Below are 24,416 nucleotides of genomic sequence, written 5' to 3' on the forward strand. Positions count from 1 at the left end.
TGCGCTGTAAATATGGTATGAAATAATTCTGAATGAATACGCAAGTGTCTTATTCACTTGCGTTTAATATATTCACTCAACTTTTAAAAGGTAAAGTTACGGCTCGGTTTCTTGTCACCTGCTTTATCATCAATGGTAGTGTCAGGCCAGTTAATACAATCAACATACCTGCCAGTTGAATCCCTGTTACACTTTGCCCCATCAGCAAAGAAACCAGAGCTGCGAACACTGGCACTAAATTAAAGTACAAAGAGGCATTGGCAGAACCAAGTGTCTTCACTCCATTGTTCCAACACAAATATCCAACAACAGTGCCAAACACACCTATGTACAGCATGCTCATCAATAACGGCCAGGGTAGTGCAATCAGCTCTTTTACTGGGTGTACTTTTGCCTGAAACCCACTTGCAACAGATAGCCCAATTAGACCAGCAGCCATGGTAAGCAAAGAAAATTCCAGCGGCGGCAGCCAGCTCGATACCTTGGAACCACACACGGTATAACCTGACCAAGCAAGCATGCCCAGCATAATAGTGATATCTCCATGATTAAGCTGTAAGTTCAAAAGGCTCCTCAGGTCACCGTTTACCACAACCAGCAATACACCGCCAAAAGCGACCATCAGCTGCAAAAGCTGAACTCGGGCTATCAGTGTTTTGTTCAGTAACGCAGCCATCAGGGTCGTTACTATGGGACTGAGTGCCATGATTAACGCGCCATTGGTTGCCGAGGTATGAGACAGCCCCGAGAACAACGCCAAATTCAGACCGCCCACGCCTATCACACCTATAACGCCAAGTATGAGATACCTGCTTAACGATAGAGGTATCATGCGCATTCGGGCCAGACGAATAAAAATAAACAGGCTGATCAGCGCGATAGCAAAGCGCCAGATTGACATCGAAAGTCCGGACATGTGCAGCAAAATGTCTTTGGCAACGGGAAAAACACTGCCCCAACAAAATACGCAGATCAGCATCATCACTGTGGTTCGAATTGGTGTACTCATATATCCTTACTTTTCATTGACTTATTGAGCTGCTAGTTTATATTTTCCATTTAAGGTAAAAAATACCGTTTTTTGAGACTTTAAATTCCATTAATGAAAAATAACTATTCACTAGATGATATGCGCTTGTTCTGGGTTGTGACACAACACGGCAGCTTTAGTCAGGCGGCGCAAAGCCTGAACATGCCTGTTTCAACTCTGAGTAGGCGAATCAAACAGCTGGAAAATACCCTCGGACTGAGGCTGCTAAACCGCGATGCTCATCGTGTAACATTGACTGGTAGCGGGGCACAGTATGCCAAGCGCTGTGGGCCTTTGCTAAGTGAGTTACAAGACATCAGTGATGCCTTATCGGCGCAAAGGCACGAAGCACACGGCTGCATTCGCATATCCGCTCCAAGCAACCTCGCTCAACACCAGCTTGCCCATATCTTTAGTGCCTTTTTACATGCGTATCCCGGAATTAAAATTGAGTTATCACTGTCGAACAGAAATATCGATATCGAGGGGGAGCATATCGACATTGCATTTCGGGCTAGCGAGCATTTTCCCCAGGATTGGATAGCTAGGCCACTGGGGTCCGTGGAATCCATAATTTGTGCCAGTCCGGACATGGCATTCAATAGCGACATAGTGCACCCCAAACAGTTACTTGATTTGCCAGTGATCCTTAGTAATCCGGTGCGAGTCTGGAAGTTACACAATCAGCAAAGTGGAGAGCAGTATAGCTATACTCCCAGTACAATGATTCGTCTGGAAGCGGACGACTTGAACGTGGTTTCACAAGCCGTCAGGGACGGTCTGGGTATCGGTTTTATTCCCCGCTTTATAGCGCAACATCAGATAGACCAGAACCTGATGATTCAATTGGTTAGTGATTGGGCGGGTCAGTCAAGAAGGTTAATGATGCTCTATCACGACCGCGTTAATATGCCGTACAGATTGCGCTTATTTATAGATTACATGCTTGAGCACTACGGCTCAATCAATCCAAGATTGAGAGACACATAGTTGATGTTTCCATATATCTTTGTTTTTGTGGATGCCAATGTGGAGCGGTTTGTGAAAGCTGCTTTACGCCACAACCTTATGAGGTCGCCGTTTATGGCGACAAATAACTTCGATGCTGATAATGCAGCTCTAAGCTTCAGGTGAGTGTCAGCGATTTCGCACAAATAGTATTGTGGGAGTGGCTTTACGCCACGATTTTATGTAGGTCGCCATTTATGGCGACAAATAACTTCGATGCTGATACAAAAGAAATTTGTTCTTAGCCCTAGCCTAACGAAGCGAAGTATCAATAACAAGATTTCCAAATTTGAGGTGGGGGTCAGAGACTTCTTCGATTTTCACGCTTGTGCCCAAACTACGTGAAAGCATTCCCTCTTAGTACAGACAACCTACACTTACTGATTAAAATCTATCCCATTGTCAGTCATCACAAAATATCGTTTAATAAGGGCATTCAGCCCCAATCATGATGTTTACGGGGTTAAGCAGTTTAAAAGGAATATTGATGTTAGAACAGAACCCCGAATTAACCCCAGAGACTCAAGCACTGATTGAAAAAGCTCAGAGAGGAGATGCAGATGCTCAGTGCAACCTGGGTCTTATGTATATAAATGGTCAAGGCGTAGCGCAAAGTGATGAGAAAGCGGTTGAGTATTACCAGTTGGCTGCAGAGCAGGGAGATTCGCGCGGTCAGTGCTATTTGGGTCTCATGTATGAATATGGTCAAGGCGTAGCGCAAAGTGATGAGAAAGCGGTTAAGTATTACCAGTTAGCGGCGGAGCAGGGAGATGCGCGCGGTCAGTGCAACCTGGGTGTTATGTATATAAATGGTCAAGGCGTAGCACAAAGTGATGAGAAAGCAGTTGAATATTTCCAGTTAGCTGCTGAGCAAGAAAACGCTCGGGCTATATTTACTCTGGCCTATTGCTACTTTCGGGGAAAAGGTGTCACTCAAAGTTTTACAGAGACCAAAGCTTTGTGTGAACAAGTGTTCAAAGACCCTCTACTAAGCTTTGAAGCCTATGAGCTTCACGATAGAGCTGAGCGTTTTGAACAATCAAAATCAATTAGCGCTTTAAGAGAGGAGATACTCTCTCATTTGAAAGTCAGTAAAAATCTTACGATGACTCACTATACCGCTTTCGACGTTGGCCAAGCAATTTTGTTGGAAAAAAGCCCTTTTAGGCTGGGGCACATTAACGCAGTAAATGATCCTAATGAGGGAAAATTACTCTGGCAGGAATTAGGTTACGAGCCGGAAGAGGGTAACCCCGTGTTTATTGGTTGTTTTTTACCAGACAGCGACAGCCTAAATATGTGGCGCTTTTACAGTAAAAACCACTTAAATGACGATGCCTGCGGCTGCGCCATTACCTTTAATACCGGGCGCTTTTTTGACTATCGTTTAATGAAAGATCAGAGCAACCACACTGAGCAAGAGCTGCGAGTGCCCTCATTTGCCAATACCGGACAATCTCCTCAGGAAAGTGCTGCTTTTTACCGGGTTGTGTATCTAAAGGATAATTTTAAGATACTGGGCCAGGGTGCCAAAAAGCTGCAAGATGACTTTAAAAACCTCAAAAAAGAAGTTGATAAATTTGTTGGCAAGAAACCTACGCCTGAAAAATTACAAACACTTGCCTGGCTACTCGGCCCGCTGCCTTATCTGCTAAAAGATGCCAACTACAAGGATGAGCAGGAACACAGGGTGATAGTCACGCATCTGGACTATGGCGCAAAAGAAATAAAGAGTGAAGATCCCGACTTTGCAAATGGCAAAGCACCGCGCTTATATCTGGAGCTGCACAGAGACGATCATCTGGCTCCAATTGAGTACGTTACGCTTGGCCCCAAAGCGCCGAACAAAGAGATGATGGCACCGTACTGGCGACACCAGTTGGCCAGCAAGTTTGAATCGCAGCTGGAAAGACGCAAGGATAACCCTCTGAATATTAACCCCTCGCGCTGCGCTTATAAGTAGTGCGAGGGGGGCCTCTGTGCCTGTAGTCGGGCGTTTAGCGCGTTCGACCACGAGCTGGCCCGATAGCGCGATTAAATGGTAAAATAGTGACACCCCTCGCTATTTCCATCTTTGTGGATGGATATTTCCTCATTCTCTCTTACATCGAGCAATTTCAATCAAGTATCTTGCTTTTGATATGATTAAGCTTGTCTGCAGTTCTACTAACACATAGGCGCTTTATGCAAAGCAACCTTTTACAGCAGCGTATTTCGCTCGTTTGCGATTATATCAATCAACATTTAGATGATGAATTAACGGTGAGTTTGCTTAGTGATGTTGCTGCTTTATCTAAATTTCATTTTCATCGTGTATTTGTGGCTTTTATGGGCGTGAATGTGGGTAAGTACATTTTGCTGGCGCGATTAAAGCGGGCGTCTTTTCGCCTAGCATTTGAGCGCGATATTAAAATTATTGATATTGCACTCGAAGCAAAGTTTGATAGTGCTGAGGCCTTCTCTCGAGCTTTTAAACGTACTTTTGAACAAAGCCCTTCACAGTTTAGACAAGCTGCAAATTGGCCTAGTTGGTATGACGTTTTTAATTTTTCACCACAAAATTTAGGAGTGCAGACAATGCAGGTCGATATTATTAACTTTGAACAGACTCAAATTGCTTTTTTAGAGCACAAAGGGGCAGCAAAACTGATATTTGAAAGTGCAGGCAAGTTTATTGCTTGGCGACAAAATAGCGGACTTTCACCAATTAATACAAGTCGAACATTTGGCATGCCAAATGGCGACCCAGAAACTATGGCTGAAGACGCATTTCGTTTTAAATTGTGTGGCTCAGTAAACACTGAAGTACCAGATAACACGTTTGGCGTCGAAAGAGGTGTTATTCCACAAATGCGTTGCGCCAAGGTAAGGCATTTAGGGAGTCACGACAATATGGAGCAAACTATACGCTGGTTGTATCAAAACTGGCTAGCAGACAGTGGTGAATTGCCAAATGCGCATTGCTGCTTTTTTGAATATCATAATTTTGTGCATCAAGTGGATGAGTGCGACTTGATCACCGATATTTACCTGCCATTGCAAAATTGATGATAACGTTACTTGGTTTGCATCTATGGCTAATGTATCTGCCTATACGCAAGTTACTAATATTTGTTTGCTTTGTTATAGCAATCATTGTTGCTCTAGCGAAGCAAGTTCTCAGCGCTGCAAGCCGAGTCTGAGCATTTATTATCAAGACTAACCAACCTTCCTAGCTTTGACACTTTACGCAGTAATCTTACGTAGGTCGCCATTTATGGCGACAAATAACCTTGCGACATATGAAGTTGAGCATGTTTTAATGCGATAACTAAACACTATGTGTACTTAACGAGCCAACAGAAGACCCGGATAGATCACCCCTCGCATATAGCAAGTGATTTGTGTGTTGAAATTGTAACCTTTGACTGATAAGTTACTAAAATTATTAAATAAAGCTAGTTTGATAATTGTCGTTTTTTACTTAAAAATAAGTGAGATACTCGAGCGTTCAAGCTAATGGGCTGTTATTTTCCTAAGGAAGTTCATTATCAGCAAACTACTAGAGAGAGTATTAATTCCGTTTGTTGGGGTTCTACTTTTGTTTTGCTTTAGTTGGTTTTTATTATATGAAAAGCCACTTTATGCATTAGGTTTTGGTGGCGTATTTGTATTGTTTTGTGCCGAACATGTTTTCAATTTTTTTAGTCGAACAAAGGTACATGGTATTCAAAAACTATCAGGTACAGTATTTCAAAGGCCTATATCGCTATTGCTGTCAGTTTCTATTTTGCTTTGCTTATATTTTGTATTCGGTAAATAACAAGCTGTTTATGAAGTGGACGTCTAAAGCTTGGCTAGCGCTCATTCTTCGCTAGTGTAGTCAAGCTTAACCCGTCACATAATAGGGCGTTTACCATTTCCCACTCTCGCATCATTCAACAGTCAAGTTCGATCGAACCCCACGATCAAACCTGACAGCGATAATTAACTATTTCAGATAAACATATTCCCGCTTGTTACTCACTCAGTATCTTATCTAAATTCGCTTTTGAGCGGGCGACGCTTTCTAGTGGTGTAAGGCCACTTGGGTATTCTTCTTGTTCGATTACCAGCCACTGTGTACCGCCGTGTTGCTGCATGGTTTGGATGAGCGCTTTCCAGGGGTAGTGGTTTTCGCCAATGATTGGGCTTTTGTCATCTCCTTGATGAGTACGTATTTTAATATGTGTCGATACGGTTCTTCCTGCATATCGCTTAACATAATCGCTGGGTGATTTACCTGCGTAAATCACCCAGCCGACATCGAGCTGCAGTGGGAAATCGCTAGGGGTATTGGTGGCGATATAATCCCAAAACGTGCTATTAGCGTATGGGTTAAATTCCTTCTCATGATTATGAAATCCGATCCTCATATCATAACGTTTGGCAATTTGGTGCACTTGGTTAAGCTGTTTTACAAATGCTTGCACTTGGTTTTTATCCCATGCTCTTTCATCCCAAGGAATAAAGAGCGTGGATACGCCTAAGGTTTTGTAAAAGAGTAGGGTGCTTGCTCGTTTTTCTTCAGCTAATGCGTCAAAACCGATGTGGGCGCTGCTCGCAACTAAGCCGAGTTCGGCTAACCTTTGTTTTAATTTGCTTGGGTTATCGGCATAGCTGCCAAAGTTTCCAGCAAATTCAACGCCATCAAATCCCATGTTGGCGAGTGCTTGCAAGGTGCCATCAAAGTCTCTTGCCAATTCATCTTTTACCGACCACAGTTGAACGCTAACGGGCAAAGGTTGAAGGGAAGGCTGTGCATACAGTGGCGAGATAAAAATTAAAGCAATGAACAGCATTACTTGCTTTAATCGGTTGGTGTTTTCAACAAACATGATCTACTCCTAAAGAAAAAGCAGAGCTAGACTCTGCTTCGGTTAGTCATAACAAAATGACTCAAGGGTTAGTCGCGGTACGCATACTGGCTTAGCCCAAGCTCTGCGAGTACGCCATCTAGATGCGCCTTGGCTTCGGCAGTAGGCCCTGGATAATCACCTGCAATTGGCATATTGCCCAGATAACCTATGTCTTGACAGCCCTCAGGTGTGCAGAAGTAAGCGCCGAGAACGAGATCTTTAAAGCGCAAGAATGCTTTACCTATACGCTGAAATTGCTCTGGTGTTTGTGCATTAAAATAAGCAATATCATCCATAATCTTACTTTGCTGCGTTGCGCTAAGTTGTATAAATGGCTTTTTAAAGCGCAAAGTCGACTCATCGTCAATCCAAGCAAGCGCATGGAGTATTGTCACTCTGTCTTTTTGTTGTCCGTGATACGGTGCGCTTACCCATTCATCGATCACACTCGGTACTTGTACTTCAGAAGCCGATGGATGATTTCCTTCCTTTGGCACAATAAAATCAGCTAGTACTGCAACTAACGTGAGCTGCGCTTCGGTGAGGGTGAGCGGCCAAGGTGATTCTGGCGGCATGATCATGTTTGGATCGGTGCCATACCCTTGAGCGCTAACTGGCTTTATTTCAATATCTGGCCAGTGCCCAGCTGCAGCCGTTTCACCTTCAATGGCCTTACTGCAACCAGCGGTGAGTGTCACCGCAGATCCAGCAGCAAGCAAGCCTAACCACTTTAATGACTCGCGACGTGTCATGCCTGAAATATATTTATAAGAATCAACGCGGACAGGTGTATTCATCACAGCGCTCCTTTATCAATTTGTGCTGCCAACCAGGTGGAGTTTCGCATCGCTAAGGTCATAATGGTTAAGGTGCAATTTTTATGGGGGTTAGACGCAAAGACGCCGGCATCCATCACAAATAGATTGTCACAGTCCCATGTTTGCCCCCACTGATTCGTTACCGATTCTTTTGGTGAGCTGCCCATTCTCGTTGTGCCGACCTCATGAATGATCTCACCGCCTTTTGAAATGGCTTTTTCCGCAGGCGGTAGCTCGCCGACTTTGGCACCCATGTTCTCAAGGATCTGCTTAGCGGTTTTGAGACCATGCTCGATTTGCTTGAGCTCTCTGTCAGACCATTTGAAATGGAACTTAGCAACCGGGATCCCCCATTTATCTTTGACGTTTTCGTCAATTTCCATGTAAGAATTTTTGTTCGGTAGCATTTCTCCACGCAGTGCAAATCCAACATAGGAGCCATAAGCGTCACGCACTTGCTGCTTTAATTTGGGGCCATAACCTTGTTTATTGCCAGACACGCCAGAGCCCGGTTGATTAAAGCCGCTGCTAATTTCAAAGTGATAGCCGCGCGGGAAATTAAGCTCACCTTTCTCATGGGCTTTGTGTCCCCACCAAGGAATAAAAAGGTGGTTACCGGTATGGCCGTCTTCGTTATAACGCGGGCGGCCTTTTAACGCAGGGATTTGTGCACCAAGCCAAGCACCTGTAGAGTCCATTAGATTGCGACCTACCTGACCACTTGAGTTTGCAAGTCCCTTGGGATGTTTTGCATGTTTAGAATTAAGCAAAATACGGGCAGATTCACAGGCGCTGGCCGCCAAAATTACCACATCAGCATTGACTGCATGTTCTTGTGCAGACTTTTTATCGACATAAGTCACACCAGTTACTTTGCCATCTTCATTCACCGCCACTGACTTCACCATGGCATCGGTGATCACTTCAAGGTTTCCTGTCGCTTTGGCCATCGGAATAAGCGAGGTTGTGGTTTGGAATGCCGCACCAATCGAGCAACCGTGGCCACAAGGCGTGGCGTAAAAACACGCTAAGCGGTCGTCTTTGTTACGAGTCAGCACCGCTCTGTGCATGGGAACCGCTGGGATCCCCATTTTTTTCGCGGCAGCTGCAACCAATAATTCGGGTACTCTTGGTGTTGGTGGTGGCTGTAACACGCCAGGCGCAGAAGGGGGCATGTCATCCAAGCCGGTATTGGTACCGCAGATCCCGACTATTTCTTCTGTTTTGTCATACCAAGGCGCAATGTCTTGATATTCAAACGGCCAATCAGCGCCATGTCCATCGCGGCTTTTGCCCTTAAAGTCGTGCTCACTAAAACGTAGCGAGTAGCGACCCCAGTGATTGGTTCGGCCACCGAGCATACGTGCACGCCACCAATAAAAATCGGTGTTTTCTGCGCGTGTGTATGGTTCATCTGGCACTTGCCAACCGCCATCAATCGTCGCGTCGTAAAAACCAAAGTTCTTATCCTTATTACCAGCGCCCATGAGTGGGGCTTCGCTATTGCGACGGAACATCGGGCTTTCTGTTTTTGGGTCGTAATTTCTGCCAGCTTCTAGCAATAAAACTTTGTGGCCTAGCTTAGTGAGTGTATAAGCGGCCATCGCGCCACCGGCACCTGAGCCAACGACCAATACTTTATGATCAAATGTTGCCATGGTTACAGCTCCTTGATCTTAATGTTTTTAAACCAGACTTTGTCGCCGTGATCTTGCAAGCCGATGTGGCCTTTTTTACCTTCAGCAAACCCTTGCCATGTTGCAAATTTACTATTCTTAACCAAAGCATTCCAAGTGGTGCTGCCAATCACGATACTCGTCGTGCTTACACCATTTTGCCAAACTTGTAGGTGACTATCTTGTAGCTTAATGCGAACTTGGTTCCAAGCTTCGGCAGGTTTATGTGCCGTACTTGGCGCTGCAAACAGGTCATAAATAGAACCTGCAAGGTGAGAGTCTATTTTATTGTCTGGGTGTTCTTTGTTATCTAGAATTTGGATTTCTGGGGCGTGGGAGTATATAGCTCCACCTTTTTCATCCGCCAATACAAAGATCCCACTGTTGCCTTTTTTAGAAATCTTCCAATCGAGCTGGAGCTCAAAATTCTGATACTGTTTTTTGGTCAGAATATCGCCGCCACCACCTTGGGTAAGTGTCATCGCGCCGTCCTTAACTTGCCACTGGCTACTTAGGCCGTCACTTTTAAAGTTGCGCCATTGCGACATATCTTTGCCATCGAAAAGCAGTTGCCATCCGGCTTGTTGTTCTTGCGGGCTCAATTGGTTGTCAGTTGTACTAGCGCAAGCCGCACAACTAACAGCCAATGCCAGCGTTAGTATTTTTATAGAGTTGAGCATATTGGAACCTCGTCTGTTCACTTTTTACTTGTTGCTACTTAATACAAAGGGTATTACGCGTATTTCTCAACGCGTTTATTTTTATTGATATAAAGGTAAAGGCCGATAAAAGCGGCAATGAGAATGGCCGGGAATAACAGAATATTTTCAAGCACCGCTTGACCTGCAACTAGTTCTGATTGCTGCGCGGTTAAGTTTGCTGCTTGGGCTTCGAGTCGCGCCGAATCAATCCAACTACCAATTACTGGATTCCACATGCTGACAGCGAACATCCCCGCACCGCCCATTAAAGACATACCAAGTGCGCCTGTTTTTGGGGTATATTCTGCAACACAGCCCAGCATGGTTGGCCAAAAATAAGTGACACCCAAGGCAAATAATATTGCGGCCAAGTAGATTGCTGACCCTTGTGCTTGGCTCATCATGAAAATCCCCGCGGTTGCCAATACCGCAGAGCCGAGTAACACGCCTGTTGGATTAAAACGGTGGACTATTGGGCCGGCAAAGAAGCGACCTAATGCCATCAAGCCTGTGATCATTGCGAGGATCATCATAGGAGAGGCGCCTGACGCTCCCAGTATGCGTTCAATCCACTGTTGTGTACCAAGTTCAGTGGTTGCTGTTAATGTCATACAGCAAATTAAAAATAGGTAGAGCGGAGAAAACAGGTGCTTGAGATTGCTGGTGGTAGAATGATCTGTGCGGTCAAATTCAGGAAACCGTGACTTGACCATCATTGCTCCGTAAATCAGCGTTGGAATTAATATCAAAGCAACTTGCCATTGCCAATTAAAGCCCGATGCAGTCATGGCATTCGATGCCAGAGCACCAATCACAATGCCGCCTGGAAACCAGACATGGAATCGGTTGAGCATGGTCGTGGTGTTTTTCGGATACATTTCGGCAATCAGTGGATTACAGCCAGCTTCCACTGAACCATTCGCAAAGCCGATTAAAAACGTCGAGATCAGCAGTAACCAAAAACCGTCAGCGGTAATGGTTAAAACCAATCCTGCAAAGTGGCAAATAAAGGCGAGGGCAACTAACTTTTTAGCGCCAATGGCGTTGTAGATTGCGCCACCTAACATGGTTGCGACGGGAAAGCCCAGAAATGCCATGGCGTTAACCCAACCAAGTTCTGTATCTGAGAGTCCAAACTGTGCACCTAATTGCCCCAAAATGCCTGCGCGAATAGCGAACGTCATTGATGTGACGACCAGTGCAAGGCAACAGAGCTGAAACACGGTCCGATTATGATTATTATTATTCATGGTCGTAGTCCTGTTTATTTTATGCCGAGGATTTGATTATTGCGTTCGGTATCGGTGCTACTTCCTGCAAAATCATCGAAGGCTTTTTCGGTTGGTCTTATCAAGTGCTGTTTGATAAATTCGGCACCTTCTTTGGCCCCATCTTCAGGGTGCTTAATACAGCACTCCCATTCCAATACAGCCCAACCATCAAAACCGTACTGTGTTAACTTACTAAATATTTTCTTAAAGTCGACCTGTCCGTCACCTAATGAACGAAACCGTCCTGGCCGTTGTTGCCATCCTTGGTATCCGCCGTAAACACCGCAGCGGCCATTGGGGATAAATTCGGCATCTTTTACATGGAACGCTTTGATACGTTCATGATAGATGTCGATAAACGCTAAGTAGTCCAATTGCTGTAAAACAAAGTGACTTGGATCGTAAAGAATATTGGCTCGCGGGTGATTATTCGTCGCCGCTAAAAAGCGCTCAAAAGTCACGCCATCGTGTAGATCTTCACCTGGATGAAGCTCGTAGCAGACATCCACACCAACCTCGTCAAAGCGGTTCAAAATAGGCAACCAGCGTTTTGCGAGCTCCTCAAACCCTTGTTCCACCAAGCCATTTGGACGTTGTGGCCAGGGGTAAAAGGTATGCCAGAGCAAGGCGCCAGAAAAGCTTGCGTGACTAGTTAGCCCAAGCTTAGCACTGGCACTGGCCGCTAACATTAGCTGCTCGGTTGCCCACTCCATACGAGCCTGAGGCGAGCCATGCACTTTTGCTGGTGCAAAGCCGTCAAACATTTGGTCATAAGCTGGGTGCACCGCCACTAATTGACCCTGCAAATGGGTTGATAGCTCTGAAATAGTAAGGCCATGCTCTGCAGCAATACCAGTGATCTCGTCGCAATAATCTTGGCTTTCAGCGGCTTTTTGCAGATCGAACAGTCGCTGTTCCCAACTTGGTAGCTGAATACCTTTATAACCTAGGTTACTTGCCCACTGGCAAATACTATTAAAATTGTTAAATGGCACCTCGTCCGAGACAAACTGCGCGAGAAAAATAGCGGGTCCTTTAATTTGCTTCATTCTTATTTTATCCAATGGTAAAGGGGTGCCACTTAGTGTCTTTTGCACTAGCTGCGACCGCGTTTTCAATAAATGCCATGCCACGGACTGCAGCGTTAATACTTGGCACGTCAAATTCTTCGTGCTGCACATCGGGTTGCAGCTGGTGTGCACGAATAAGGCTGGCGAAGTTAAGGTAGATATTTGCAAATGCTTCCAGATATCCCTCAGGGTGACCGGCTGGCACACGAGTTGCGCTAATGGCTGCTTGGCTAAGTGAACCCACTCCTGTGCGGATCAACTGAGCTGGGGCGTTTGCCGCACGTAACCACAAACTATTAGGCTCCATTTGCGACCATTCGATACTGGCTTTGTCACCATAGATTTTTAAGGTGAGATTATTTTCTTCGCCAAGTGCTATTTGGCTTGCCATCAACACGCCCTTTGCACCGTTGCCAAAGCGCAGTAACACTGTGCCGTCATCGTCGAGCTGTCGGCCGGACACAACCGTGTTTAAATCCGCACAAAGCGCCTCTATCTCCAAGCCACTCACATATTCGGCGAGGTTCGCTGCGTGTACACCGATATCGCCCATACAACAACTCACGCCAGACTTACTTGCATCTAGTCGCCAGCTGGCTTGCTTGCTGTTTTCGTCATCAGCACTTGCAAGCCACCCTTGACTATATTCAACGACGACTTTGCGTATTTTGCCAAGTTCGCCATTTGCGATGCGGTGGCGTGCTTCTTTCACCATTGGGTAGCCGGTATAGGTGTGTGTTAATCCGTACAAGCAATTGCTCTTCTGAAGCTGTGTTTGTAGACGCAGGGCCTCAGATAAATTGAGCGTTGCTGGCTTGTCACTCAAGACGTGAAAGCCGTGTTCGATCGCGGCTGTGGCAATCGGAAAATGCAAATGGTTTGGGGTCACGATGGCAACAAAGTGGATGCGCTCCGACTCTGGTAGTTCCGCCTCTTGTTGTAAGAGTGCTTGGTAGCTGCCATAGCAACGTGCTGGGTTAAGCCCGAGTTGCTGGCCCATTGCTAGGCTTTTGTTTGGATCGGCGCTAAATGCGCCTGCAACAAGTTCAATTTGACCATCTAAACGCGCGGCTATGCGGTGCACTGCACCTATGAAAGCGCCTTCTCCACCACCGATCATGGCCATGCGGATTTTGTTATTGTCCATCGTTTAGCTCCGTCGAGTTATCGAGGTAAGTTAATCTGATGTTATTGATAATAGGTAACAGAGGCGCCAAAGTGATAATAAAAATTCGGTTGACAATGCAACAAAATCGGCGTTTAAAATAAATTATTATAATTATAAAAAGGCGGTAAGTAGGGCAATGGAAGAGCAAACAATATTGAATAAAGCTGGCGTAAATCAATTGATTGCAGCATTTGATCTGATCCCAGACATCCTCTTTTGGGTCAAAGATACAAAAAGTAGAATAGTGTATGCGAACCAACACTTTGTTGAACATCAGGGCTATAAAACCCTAGATCAAATCTTACTGAAAACCGATTTTGACTTTTCACCGCAACACTTGGCATTCCAATACGTTAACGATGATAAACGAGTGATGGAAGGCTTTATCGTGACGGATAGATTAGAACTCAATCAAACCGCAAATGGGGAATTGGCATGGTTTTCCACGTCAAAAAAAGTGTTACTTGATGGCGAGAATGCGATTATGGGCACTTATGGTGTTACACGACATCTAGCGAAAACGTCAAAGGCGTTGTCTCACGTAAGAGCCATTGAAGCGCCCGTTGAATTTATTCGGGCACATTACCATCGTCATATTTGTATCGAAGAATTGGCGGAACTTGCTCACCTGTCGGTAAGCGCACTGGAGCGTAGATTTAAAAAGCATTTAGCCAAAACTCCCAATCAATTTATCAACGAAGTGAGATTGGAAAATGCCCGTAAATTATTGGTCGAAACACGTTTACCAGTATCACAAGTCGCTTATCAGTGTGGCTTTTCAGAGCCAAGTTATTTTAGCAAGCAGTTTCGTCGTTTATTTGGTGAAATCCCGTCGCAATTACGTAAGGAATTAACGTCGAGCGAGCGTTAACGCTGCGACTTCTGGTGGTAATGCCGGTGTCACCAGCGTATCTGCGTACTCAGAAGCTAACCATGGACGAATGGGCGTGGCAATGCCTCCAACTAACGCGACTTTATGTGCCCCTAAGCTCTGCAAATGACGGACATAACGCTCAATAAACCGTGCCGCGCTACTTAAGATTTGCTCAGCATAGGGATCGTTTGGCGTAGCAAAAACATGTTGAGCAAACTGGGCAAAATACTGGGGAGTGGCGTTTAGCGTGAGTTTGACTAGCTGTTCGGTACTGTGGCAATTCATGGCAGCCAAAAACGACTCAATCATCAGACTGCTAGGGGACAGTGTATCAAGCACCTCGATGGCATGCTTCACTAAACTCAAACCGATCCAACTGCCACTTGCACCATCACTGAGTAATAATCCGTGGCCGCCGAACTCCCTAAATTGTCCATGCGTCACCAGACCCGCGCAAAATCCGGTGCCAAGAATGATTACACCGCCATCTTGGTGTTGATGCGCACCAAGGCAAGCTATGTGTGCATCGGTTGAAAATTGAAAACGTGCAAAAGGGGAACGCCATTGCTGCATCGCCTCACAAGCCGTCGTGACATTCGCGCCGGCAAGTCCTGCAAAAGCACTGATGTTGGCAATATCGTGGTGGGGGATTTTTGCGTTTGTCAGCGCTGTCATTGTTGCGCTCAACATTGACTCTTGGGCCTGATGTATTGATGTTGCTATGTTTGCAGGGCCGCTGGTGGCCTCGGCAAGGAGCTGTCCATGTTGATCCTCGAGGCGGACTTTACATTTCGTACCGCCACCATCAATCCCTAAAAATAGCTTCGATGCTGTCATTGTATTGCCTTTTCTGATCCGGTGAGTATTGCATTAACTAGCCTTGGGCAAACTTCATCGCCATGATGCACGCCAGAGTGAGTATGTAGAGAGAGTGGACCAAATTCACTTAAAAGCCAAAGATCCGCGGCGTTTTTCGTGTTGACCCCTCCACCGATCACCACTTCGATTTCAGCATTGAGTTTTTTCAGTAAGGCAATGAGCTGACTGGTACCAAACGCTGCGCCTTTACCACTTTGCCATGTATTGCCGGCGCTTAAGACCCGCTCAACGCCTAACTCTAGCAGCGTCTCGGCTGCCTGCTGCCAGTTTGCAGCGGCATCAAAGGCGCGATGAAAGGTGACAGAAAGGCCTAAGGATTTTGCCGTGGCAATGAGTGCGCTACAGTGGTCAGCCGCTATCTCCTGATTGTCGTCGATAAAACCAAGCGCAATACCGGTTGCACCCGCGCAAGCAATGCCATCTATCTCTTTTTGTAACTGATAGAGCATGGTGTCATCAATAAAAAAATGCGGTGCTTGGCGTAACATCACAATACATTCGCCAAAGCTTGGTAAATACTGGGCAACTGCCGCTATCGCCGTCGGGTTTGGGGTCAAGCCACCGCAACTCAGAACACCACAGAGCTCTATCCTTGTTGCACCTGATGCAAAAGCAATTTGTGCATTTCGCTGCAACAAATGAGGATTATCGCTGCTGAGGCATATTTCCAAGTTTTTACCTGAATAGTTTGCCGAATTCATATTTCACTCTTGAAGTTGAATAATTTTAAAGTTTAAAATGCTTGGTTTTGAATATTTAATTAGTTCAATAAAAACATTTGGTTACACGTGTTTGGAACGTTTTTAAATTGCCTGATATAGAAACTAATAATGAGTTTTTATGTTAATCAGACTATAAACCAAGGAAATTGAAATTGGATCTTTTTTTGACCTAAACGCCGATTTTGTCTTAGTGCAAACCGAAATTCTATTATCACTTTTTGTAGAGCGCTCCTATTCTGAACGAGTGTTTCACAAACCATTAACCCCTATAGGGAAACAAAAAAGGGTCGTCACAAAGTCATGCGTCATGGAGCAGCAAGGGACGTCGTGGCTTTACAAATTATAAAAAACTTGGAGATAGGAATGGCCAATAATAATAACAGACGCCATGTGACAGGAAGGTCACGGCAATTTAGCAAGTCTGCACTGGTCCTCGCTATGTTATCAGCTACTAACTGGGCAATGGCTGAAGAAACCGAAAAAGAGGAAGCGCAGGAAATCGAAACGATTGAGGTGCGTGGGATCCGCGCATCTATGGCCGAAAACTTGGCGATTAAGCGTTTATCAAACGCGATTGTGGATGCCATTACAGCAGAAGACATTGGCAAGTTTCCCGATAAAAATGTGGCGGATTCACTGCAACGCGTACCCGGTGTGGTGATTTCTCGTAGTGGCGGGGAAGGGGAAAACGTCAGTATTCGTGGTCTTTCCTCTGATCTTACTTTTACGCAGTTAAACGGCAACTTTATCGCGTCTTCTCCGGGCTCGCCGTCGCGCTCTTTTAGTTACTCTTTGTTGCCTTCTACCATGGTGCAATCGGTTGAGGTGTTTAAGTCTTCTGAGGCGCGTTTAGATGAAGGTGGGGTTGGCGGCACGGTTATTCTACACAGCCGGAAACCGCTGGATATGGAGGCAAATTCTGGGGCGTTGAATGTTGAATATACCTACGCTGATGTGACTGAAGAGTACGAGCCTAATTTTAGCGGCGTTTATTCTTGGAAGAACGAAGAAGAAACCTTTGGCTTGCTAGTTGGTTATACCAAACAAGACCGTACCAACCGCTCTTTAGGCGGTGATATGTCGGGCGGTGGCGGTTGGCGTTGGGCAACGAGTTCAGACTTGCCAGCAACGGACACGGCGGGCAATGTGATTGCCGATAGTACACGTCGATTTGCAGCGTTAGAAGATGCTTATGGTAACGTTTATGATGGTGTTTGGGCACCGCAAGTTGCAGGTATTGGGGTAACCAAAGAAAAACGTGAACGTCAGGGGCTACAAGCCACCATTCAATGGCGTCCAATAGACGATTTATCTTTAACATTCAATCATTTTCATTTTGAGCTTGGGCAAAATCGCACCACGTCACAAATGTGGATCCCAGAATGGAAGTACAACCCAGATTATCTTACCGGTATTACTCTAGACGAAACCGGTACGATTGTGACTGGCATGGACTTTACCAGTGGCGCTGGTGGCACTGAAGGGAATCTTGAATTTCCTTGGATCATTGGTAGTTATACGGTAGAAAAAGATACCTCGGATACCTACGACTTCGCCTTTGAGTATGCCGGTGACTTATATGACTTACGCGGTAAATTTGGTCACACTGAAGCCAGCGGTGGCCCTTCAGAATCTTGGAGTGCGGCGTATAAAAGCGGCCAACCTGAGAGTCGCAGCGATTCCGGGCAGGTTGAAAACGCCGCTTCATTTGCAGGGTGGCGATTAGGTGACAGAGTGTCGCTGTACGCCGATCCCGCTTTGTTGTCTAACCTTCAGGCTGGTATTGCCGGCGATCCCGATCCGGGTTCGACAGGTTCAAGCTTTGTCGTCAGTGACTTAGAAGAGGACTATGCTCAGTTAGACCTTGATTATCGCGTCGGGTACGGCATCGTTGATACGCTGCGCGTCGGTGCTAAATATCGTAAAGCAACACTACACCGCGAAACCAACAACACCTTCTTCATTACTCAAGATGGGGCTGACAGAATTGCCAGTGGCGAGCTAGATCCATTTAGTCAAGGTGCCATTGATGAAGTGTCTTATCAGTGGATTGGGGGTATGCCAAAACTGGAGGATATTTTGAATGCAACGTCTGAACAAAATATCCCAGGCGGTTTTGAAGTGAATGCGATGCCCACGATCAATTGGGATCGATACCGCGAAATCGTGACCAGTGAATATGTTAAGCACACGCGCCGTGAGCCTGATTTTGTGTTCGACATAGAAGAAGAGATCATGGCCGCCTATCTACAGGCCGATTTTTCTTTTGGAGATTTTAGAGGAAACATCGGGGTACGCTATGTCGAGACCGAAACGCAGATTATGTCGTCGGATAAAATTAACTACTTTTTAGATGACATTGATGATGTCACCGAAGAGGATATTTTAGGTGATGAGCGCCTTATTGACGTTGAAACCACCACCGTGCGTACCGTAACCGACTCGCAATTTTTGCCTAGCTTCAATATTGTCTGGGATGCCAGCGACAATCTTGTCATACGTGGTGCTATCGCCAAAACGATGTCTCGAGCTCCGTTCAACGACATGGGGGCACCAGAGCAGCTGACCTTTATCTCTCAAGAATGGGCAGACGACAGGCTCGAGTTTAGAGGCAACCCTGTGGAGCCAGGATGGCGCGGCTCAGGTGGTAACAAAGCGCTAAAACCATTTGAATCGGTACAGATGGATTTATCTGCGGAGTATTATTATGGCGAAGGATCTGCGGTTGGCATTGCGGTATTCAACAAAGACGTAGATAACTTTATCGTGCCCTTGATTATTACCTCTGTAAGGCCGTTTGAGGGCTTTGATAACCCTTTTACCGGTGTTGAAATTGTACCGCCGGGTGATATTACCGTCACGCCGTTTACCACCACCGCCAATGGTACAAACGCAACCTCTCGGGGAGTAGAGCTGTTTGCACAACATGCATTCGACAATGGCTTTGGTCTCAACGTTAACTACACCCTAAACGATACCAATCAGGCAGACATTAGCGTAGACGGTGAAAAGGTCGGTGAGTCTGCGCTTGTTGGCAGTGCCGATAATCAATTTAACTTCTCCGCCTATTACGAGAATGACACCTTTAGTGTCAGAGCATCATATAACCGCCGAGGAGAAACCGCTTTGGGGCTTGCTGACGGGCTCACTGTATATCAGGAACCATACCAACAAGTTGATGTGAACGCTTCATATAACTTGATGGAAAACCTGATCCTAACCGCGTCTGTGATCAACCTAACCAAAGAAGAACCGAGAACCTTTTATGGTGAAGATTCTAAAGCGAGATTGCGCAGCAGCAGCTACACCGGGCAGCGCTACTATGCCGGGATCACCTATCGATTTTAACTTTGGCGATAACCATAAAGTAATGCAAACAGGGTGAAGTCGTGTCAGCACAACGAGAAACAATATCACGGCTTATCACCTGCTTGTGGTGCGTTTATATCAGCCTAGTCACACGAGTTGGTTGATATGTAAGAAGGGATAAATATGAAAACGTTAAATAAAATAAGAAATGCGATCCCGCTCATTGCCGTTAGCAGTTTATTGGCTGCATGTGGCGGCGGGAGCGATGACCCAAAAGTTGAAGAAGTGCCAGTAACCCCTGCTGTGACGACGGCAGAAGTATCAGGTTCAGTGATAAAAGGCGCGTTGAGCCAAGCCCGCATTTCGGTGACGGCGCTCAATGGCTCTAGCATGATGATGGATGAGAACTCGGCAACCAGTCAATCGGGGGAGTTGTTTATTGAACTGACGGGTAAAGCCGGGTTTGGCATTAATTCCACCATTAAAGTGACCGCCACAACGAGTGAAGGCTCGCAGATGCGCTGCGACGCCAGTCGCTGTGGCTCAGTAGGAATTGGGGAGCAGGTAAGTGGCGATTACATTGCTGGTGTGACTTTGGCTACCTTGAGTCATGTCGCCGTGCCGTTTGGTTCAAATGCCGATGGCAGTGCTGATGCTACCATACAAATCAACGCCTTGACGACACTAGCAACCATGCTGGTAGAGCAGCAAATTGCTGAGGGGCGTAATGTCTCTACTCCCGAATTAATGGCATTGGCAAAAGTGGAGATGTCTGCGTTATTGCTTCGGGCCCTTGGCTGGCAAACCGGGAACATCAATGTTTTTGAGTTACCTGTGGTTAGCGCTGATCAATTAACGAATTTTGAATTAGGAGAAACTTGCGCAACCTCTGACTCTGGTGAGCAAAGTTGCGAGATGACATATGTTTCCGAAAGTGTGCAAAAGCTTTCTCTATTCAATGCCGCGTTTGCACAGTTTGACGAGCAAGGTTCTTTGCAAGGCGTCTTAAGCGACTCAGCTAGCAATCTTAGCGCCGCACTTGGCGGTGATGAAGTTGCACTTGAAGCGCTTCGATTGCCAATTTACAACGCGCTTCAAGCTCACCCATTAACTGCGCAGCTAGATCTTAGTGCCGATAGTATTATGGACTTAGCGTTACCATTATTTGATGAACCGGTATCCACGGGACCGATGCAGCAAGTCGTGACATCAGGTGCCACTATCACAGCAAGAAATGCTATTGGTGATGCTGAGAGTGCAGACAAAGCATTTGATGGCGATACACAAACTAAATGGCTTGACCACAATGACTGGCAGGGGCCACCTACTGAGGAAGCGCCGTCTTGGATCCAGGTGGATTTTCCCACTCAACAAGCAATTAGCGGTGTTTACATTACCAGTGCTAATGATGCCCCAGAGCGAGACCCTGAAAACTTCTCTTTATTAGCTTCTAACGATGAGGGCGCGAGTTGGGTTAATTTGGGTAATGTGGTCGGGGCGTCGTTTGAAGCGCGCTTTGAACGTCAAGGCTTTGTATTTGGCAATGCGCAAAAGTATACAAGCTACCGAATTGCAGTGACAAAGAACAAAAATAACGATGGCTTACTGCAAATTGGAGAAATTCAATTTGTTGGGCCGGTTTATCCGAGCGTTGACCATACGGATACTGAGACGTTTGCGGTCACGGCAAGCAATAGTATCGGTGAGGGGGAAAACCAGGATAAGGCATTTGATAACGATCCAACTACTAAGTGGCTAGATCATAATGATTGGCAAGGCCCGCCTACCGTCGAAGCGCCTTCATGGATCCAAGTAGACTTTAATGAGGCGGTGGCGGTTAATCAGCTTGCGATAACGAGCGCCAATGATGCACCAGAGCGAGATCCTGAGAACTTTGCTTTGTTTGGCTCTAACGATAACGGGGTTACATGGCAGCAGTTGAGTAATTGGGTTGGTGAATCTTTTGAAGCGCGAGGGGAGCGCCAAAGCTTTGCGGTAGCGAATCAATTGCCATACCAAAGCTATCGTCTTGAGATAACCAAGAACAAAAATAATGATGGCCTGATGCAGCTTGCTGAGATTGAATTAATCGGGCCAGAAATCTCTGGATTAGATCATGCACAAGTACAAGGTGCGAGTTACTCGGCGCGTTTTAGCATTAGTGATTCAGAGGGCGCAGCGCAAGCATTTGATAAAAATGTTGAGACTAAATGGCTCGATCACAACGACTGGCAGGGGCCACCCACTGTTGAAAATCCGGCTTGGGTTCAAGTTAGCTTGCCGCAAGCGCAAGCGGTAAATACTTTGTACATTACTAGCGCCAATGATGCACCGGAGCGTGACCCTGAAAACTTCCAACTTTTAGCATCTCACGATGGGGAAGTGTGGCAAGTATTAAATACTTGGGTAGGGGAATCGTTTGAATCGCGTTTTGAACGTCGTGCCTTCGCGTTTGCTAATGGCTTGGCTTACTCACATTATCGCTTGTCTATCAGTAAAAATGCGAACAATGATGGATTAGTGCAAATAGCCGAAATTGAACTCGCTGGACCTCAGTATGCACTTGAAGATTTGTCTGACTTGGCTGGAACAAGCTTCACCGCGCGTAATCGTATTGGAGATGCAGAAAGTGAACAAAAAGCGTTTGATAATGATACCGAGACAAAATGGCTAGATCACAATGAGTGGCAAGGCCCGCCAACAGAGGAATCACCATCTTGGATCCAAGCCGATTTTACTGCGCCACAGATTGTGAGTGGTTTGGCAATCACCAGTGCCAATGATGCACCAGAGCGCGATCCCGAAAACTTCCAGTTACTGGGTTCTAATGATGGCGGTGATACGTGGATAGAAGTCGCGGTTTGGGTGGGTGAGAGCTGGGATGAGCGCTTACAACGAAGAGCGTTTACTTTCTCCAATGCTTTTGCCTATAGCAGTTATCGTCTAAATATTAGCAAAAATGCGAATAACGATGGCTTAGTACAGATCTCAGAAATCGAGCTCCTAGGCCTTAGCGGCAAATAGCCTGAATAACCTAAGGTTAAATAAATCTCAACCAAAAAAGCCAGAATGCGATTTGCGCTCTGGCTTTTTATTTTTCTCAATGAGAGTGACTTAATATGATTGATTATGCCAATTTACTTAATTAACCTGAGCTGCGGATAATTAATGCCTTTCTAGCAGCCAGTTTTAGCGCTAACTGCGTTGAATTCACTTCCAATAGCCAGCTATTGGTGCGTAAATTCGCCTTGTTTTCCCTAAAACTCTCTGGCTAGAAAAGGAAAAAACTAAGCTGTTCTTTAGAAACAATGAGTTGGAACATTCCTTATCCAAACCTCAGGTTAATTAAGAGGTCTATTTTGAGGCAAGAAAATCTTGTCGATAGCCCCGCTACCGCGTCCTGCTATCGCCAAGGTACCTACCTCCGTGTAGGCAAGGCAAAAATTTTGCTATTTAGTTGCTCTAAATGAGAAATTTTTAACGCAGCTAGCGTCAGATTTAATCCCTCAAATTGAGCAAGTATTGAGTCAAATTGGGATTATAATACATCTACGGCTTGCAAAGACTCGCTTTGGTAGCAGCCCAACAAGCGTACAAACTGGGTATGATCTTTTAATTCTTCAAGTGCTATTTGGACTTGTGAGTCCGCAATATTAGCAAGTAAATCAACGTAAAAGACTTCTTCCCAAGGGTTACCAGGTACTGGGCGTGATTCTAGCTTAACCATATTGATATTGTGCTGTTTAAATACCATCAGCGCGTCAGCAAGTGAGCCTACTTGCTGTTTGGTGGCCATAATTAAACTGGTTTTCGTTGGGATTTGAGTAGACACTTGAAGTGCTTTTCTTGCTACCACAATAAAGCGGCTATGGTTTTCGGTCTGATTCGCAAGGCCAGACTTCACCACTTCTAGACCCATATTTTTACCAGCTTGTGCAGAGCCAATCGCGGCACTATTTGGGTGCTCTGCAGCTTGCTTTAATGCACTAGAGGTTGAGTCGCAAGTTTCATGCTGAATATCCCCAAGACCTTGAATAAAACGGCTGCACTGGGCAAAAGGTTGAGGGTGCGCATAAATTTTGTCGATCGCTTGTAATTCTGTGTCTGGCAAAGCCAGGAGGCAATGCTCTACGGTATGCGTTACTTCGCCCACAATAGATACTTGCGCATGTTGCAATAAATCGAATACTTCGTTGATACTGCCTGAACTGGTATTTTCAATAGGTAAGATACCAAAGTCAGCTTGGCCTTTCTCTACCTGCTCGGTGATTTGCTCAAAGCTTTGGCAACCCATTTCCACAAGCTTACCGGGACGACGACTGAAGTATTTATGACAAGCAAGCTGGCTATAAGAGCCTTGTCCACCCAAGTAGGCAACGCGGTGTGTATCACCTACGGCATCGGGGTTTAAGTTCTTTTGCAGCATGGCTTGCTGGTTTAATACAGAGTCTTCTAAGATAGTTTGGAAAACGCTGTTTATATAAAAGGCATCAAGACCCAGAGATTTACCATATCGGATCAGTTTCTCCAGCAATGCCTGCTCACGTGCTTCATCACGGATAGGTTTGTTGTTGGTAATCTTATATTCCAGCACGCCATGACTAATGCGACGTCGCTTTGCCAGTAAAATCAGTAATTCTGAATCTATCTCATTGATGTCATGCCTAAGGGCATCTAATGTATTTTGTGTCATAGGTCCTCACTCCCATTTAGCCAAAAAAAAAGCCTCCCGAAGTTGGGAGGCTTAGCTATTCTTTTTCACTCGCGAACAGTCAAGCCTCTTCACCTAAAGAAGCTAAAAAAGAAATATGTGTTGCTGTTGCGTGTGATGAAATTCATTTATTCAAACCTTACTTTGAAACTGAATACATTATTAGCATAGAACTAAACGAGAAAACAAGTCCTACTTTGGACGTATGGGCAAAAACCTAAGTTATTTGATAGATAAGTGCCCAATCTCAGAGAGTTAAGTACGTTAATCAAACGTAACTTATTGGCGAGTCGAAAAATATT

At 45.7% G+C, this 24,416-nt stretch carries 17 protein-coding genes; 6 read left to right on the top strand and 11 right to left on the bottom strand.

Features of this window, described 5'->3' with window-relative positions; genetic code table 11:
- Positions 1-76 precede the first annotated feature (76 nt).
- Positions 77-1,009, bottom strand: a complete 933-nt coding sequence (locus L1271_RS02200; protein ID WP_102057172.1) for a DMT family transporter — start codon at positions 1,007-1,009, stop codon at positions 77-79.
- A 93-nt stretch (positions 1,010-1,102) separates the two neighbouring features.
- Between L1271_RS02200 and L1271_RS02205 the strand changes: the two genes are divergently transcribed.
- The 3 genes from L1271_RS02205 (at position 1,103) to L1271_RS02215 (ending at position 5,086) form a co-directional block, all read left to right on the top strand.
- Entirely contained in the window at positions 1,103-2,020 is a 918-nt protein-coding gene (locus tag L1271_RS02205; RefSeq protein ID WP_102057171.1) for a LysR family transcriptional regulator, read from the top strand.
- A gap of 505 nt (positions 2,021-2,525) precedes the next feature.
- A complete protein-coding gene (locus L1271_RS02210; protein WP_235366655.1) occupies positions 2,526-4,001 on the top strand; it encodes a tetratricopeptide repeat protein in 1,476 nt (491 codons plus the stop codon).
- 221 nt (positions 4,002-4,222) lie between these two features.
- Positions 4,223-5,086, top strand: coding sequence for an AraC family transcriptional regulator (locus L1271_RS02215; protein ID WP_235366656.1), 864 nt, complete (start codon positions 4,223-4,225; stop codon positions 5,084-5,086).
- A 950-nt stretch (positions 5,087-6,036) separates the two neighbouring features.
- Here the strand turns inward: L1271_RS02215 and L1271_RS02220 are convergent.
- From L1271_RS02220 to L1271_RS02250, 7 genes are all read right to left on the bottom strand, one after another.
- Positions 6,037-6,894, bottom strand: a complete 858-nt coding sequence (locus tag L1271_RS02220; RefSeq protein WP_235366657.1) for a sugar phosphate isomerase/epimerase family protein — start codon at positions 6,892-6,894, stop codon at positions 6,037-6,039.
- A gap of 68 nt (positions 6,895-6,962) precedes the next feature.
- Positions 6,963-7,712: a gluconate 2-dehydrogenase subunit 3 family protein gene (locus tag L1271_RS02225; protein ID WP_010606696.1), complete on the bottom strand. Its 750-nt coding sequence runs from the start codon at positions 7,710-7,712 to the stop codon at positions 6,963-6,965.
- The gene (locus L1271_RS02230; RefSeq protein WP_235366658.1) at positions 7,712-9,391 is read right to left on the bottom strand and encodes a GMC family oxidoreductase; all 1,680 of its coding nucleotides are present in this window, start codon (positions 9,389-9,391) and stop codon (positions 7,712-7,714) included. Before L1271_RS02230 ends, L1271_RS02225 begins: the two co-directional genes overlap by 1 nt.
- Before the next feature lie 2 nt (positions 9,392-9,393).
- Positions 9,394-10,089: a 3-keto-disaccharide hydrolase gene (locus L1271_RS02235; protein WP_095727396.1), complete on the bottom strand. Its 696-nt coding sequence runs from the start codon at positions 10,087-10,089 to the stop codon at positions 9,394-9,396.
- A gap of 53 nt (positions 10,090-10,142) precedes the next feature.
- Positions 10,143-11,360 carry an MFS transporter gene (locus L1271_RS02240; RefSeq protein WP_235366659.1) on the bottom strand — a complete coding sequence of 406 codons (1,218 nt, stop codon included), beginning with the start codon at positions 11,358-11,360 and terminating at the stop codon, positions 10,143-10,145.
- Between the two features lie 14 nt (positions 11,361-11,374).
- A complete protein-coding gene (locus L1271_RS02245) occupies positions 11,375-12,430 on the bottom strand; it encodes a sugar phosphate isomerase/epimerase family protein (RefSeq protein ID WP_102057164.1) in 1,056 nt (351 codons plus the stop codon).
- A gap of 7 nt (positions 12,431-12,437) precedes the next feature.
- Complete coding sequence (locus L1271_RS02250; RefSeq protein ID WP_235366660.1) at positions 12,438-13,598, bottom strand: Gfo/Idh/MocA family protein; 1,161 nt, start codon at positions 13,596-13,598, stop codon at positions 12,438-12,440.
- Positions 13,599-13,755: 157 nt separating this feature from the next.
- Between L1271_RS02250 and L1271_RS02255 the strand changes: the two genes are divergently transcribed.
- Entirely contained in the window at positions 13,756-14,490 is a 735-nt protein-coding gene (locus L1271_RS02255) for an AraC family transcriptional regulator (RefSeq protein ID WP_102057162.1), read from the top strand.
- Here the strand turns inward: L1271_RS02255 and L1271_RS02260 are convergent.
- Positions 14,470-15,330, bottom strand: a complete 861-nt coding sequence (locus tag L1271_RS02260; RefSeq protein ID WP_235366661.1) for a BadF/BadG/BcrA/BcrD ATPase family protein — start codon at positions 15,328-15,330, stop codon at positions 14,470-14,472. The two genes, L1271_RS02255 and L1271_RS02260, sit on opposite strands and share 21 nt — an antisense overlap.
- Positions 15,327-16,073, bottom strand: a complete 747-nt coding sequence (locus L1271_RS02265) for a copper homeostasis protein CutC (RefSeq protein WP_010606704.1) — start codon at positions 16,071-16,073, stop codon at positions 15,327-15,329. The genes L1271_RS02260 and L1271_RS02265 overlap by 4 nt, the downstream gene beginning before the upstream one ends.
- 384 nt (positions 16,074-16,457) lie before the next feature.
- On the opposite strand from L1271_RS02265, the gene L1271_RS02270 reads away from it, so the two are divergent.
- Positions 16,458-19,442, top strand: coding sequence for a TonB-dependent receptor (locus tag L1271_RS02270; RefSeq protein WP_235366662.1), 2,985 nt, complete (start codon positions 16,458-16,460; stop codon positions 19,440-19,442).
- A gap of 144 nt (positions 19,443-19,586) precedes the next feature.
- Positions 19,587-22,427, top strand: coding sequence for a discoidin domain-containing protein (locus L1271_RS02275; protein WP_235366663.1), 2,841 nt, complete (start codon positions 19,587-19,589; stop codon positions 22,425-22,427).
- Positions 22,428-22,941: 514 nt separating this feature from the next.
- Here the strand turns inward: L1271_RS02275 and pheA are convergent.
- Positions 22,942-24,096, bottom strand: coding sequence for a prephenate dehydratase (pheA, locus tag L1271_RS02280; RefSeq protein ID WP_235366664.1), 1,155 nt, complete (start codon positions 24,094-24,096; stop codon positions 22,942-22,944).
- Positions 24,097-24,416 lie beyond the last annotated feature (320 nt).

The organism is Pseudoalteromonas sp. OF5H-5, from assembly GCF_021530695.1.
GTDB lineage: Bacteria > Pseudomonadota > Gammaproteobacteria > Enterobacterales > Alteromonadaceae > Pseudoalteromonas.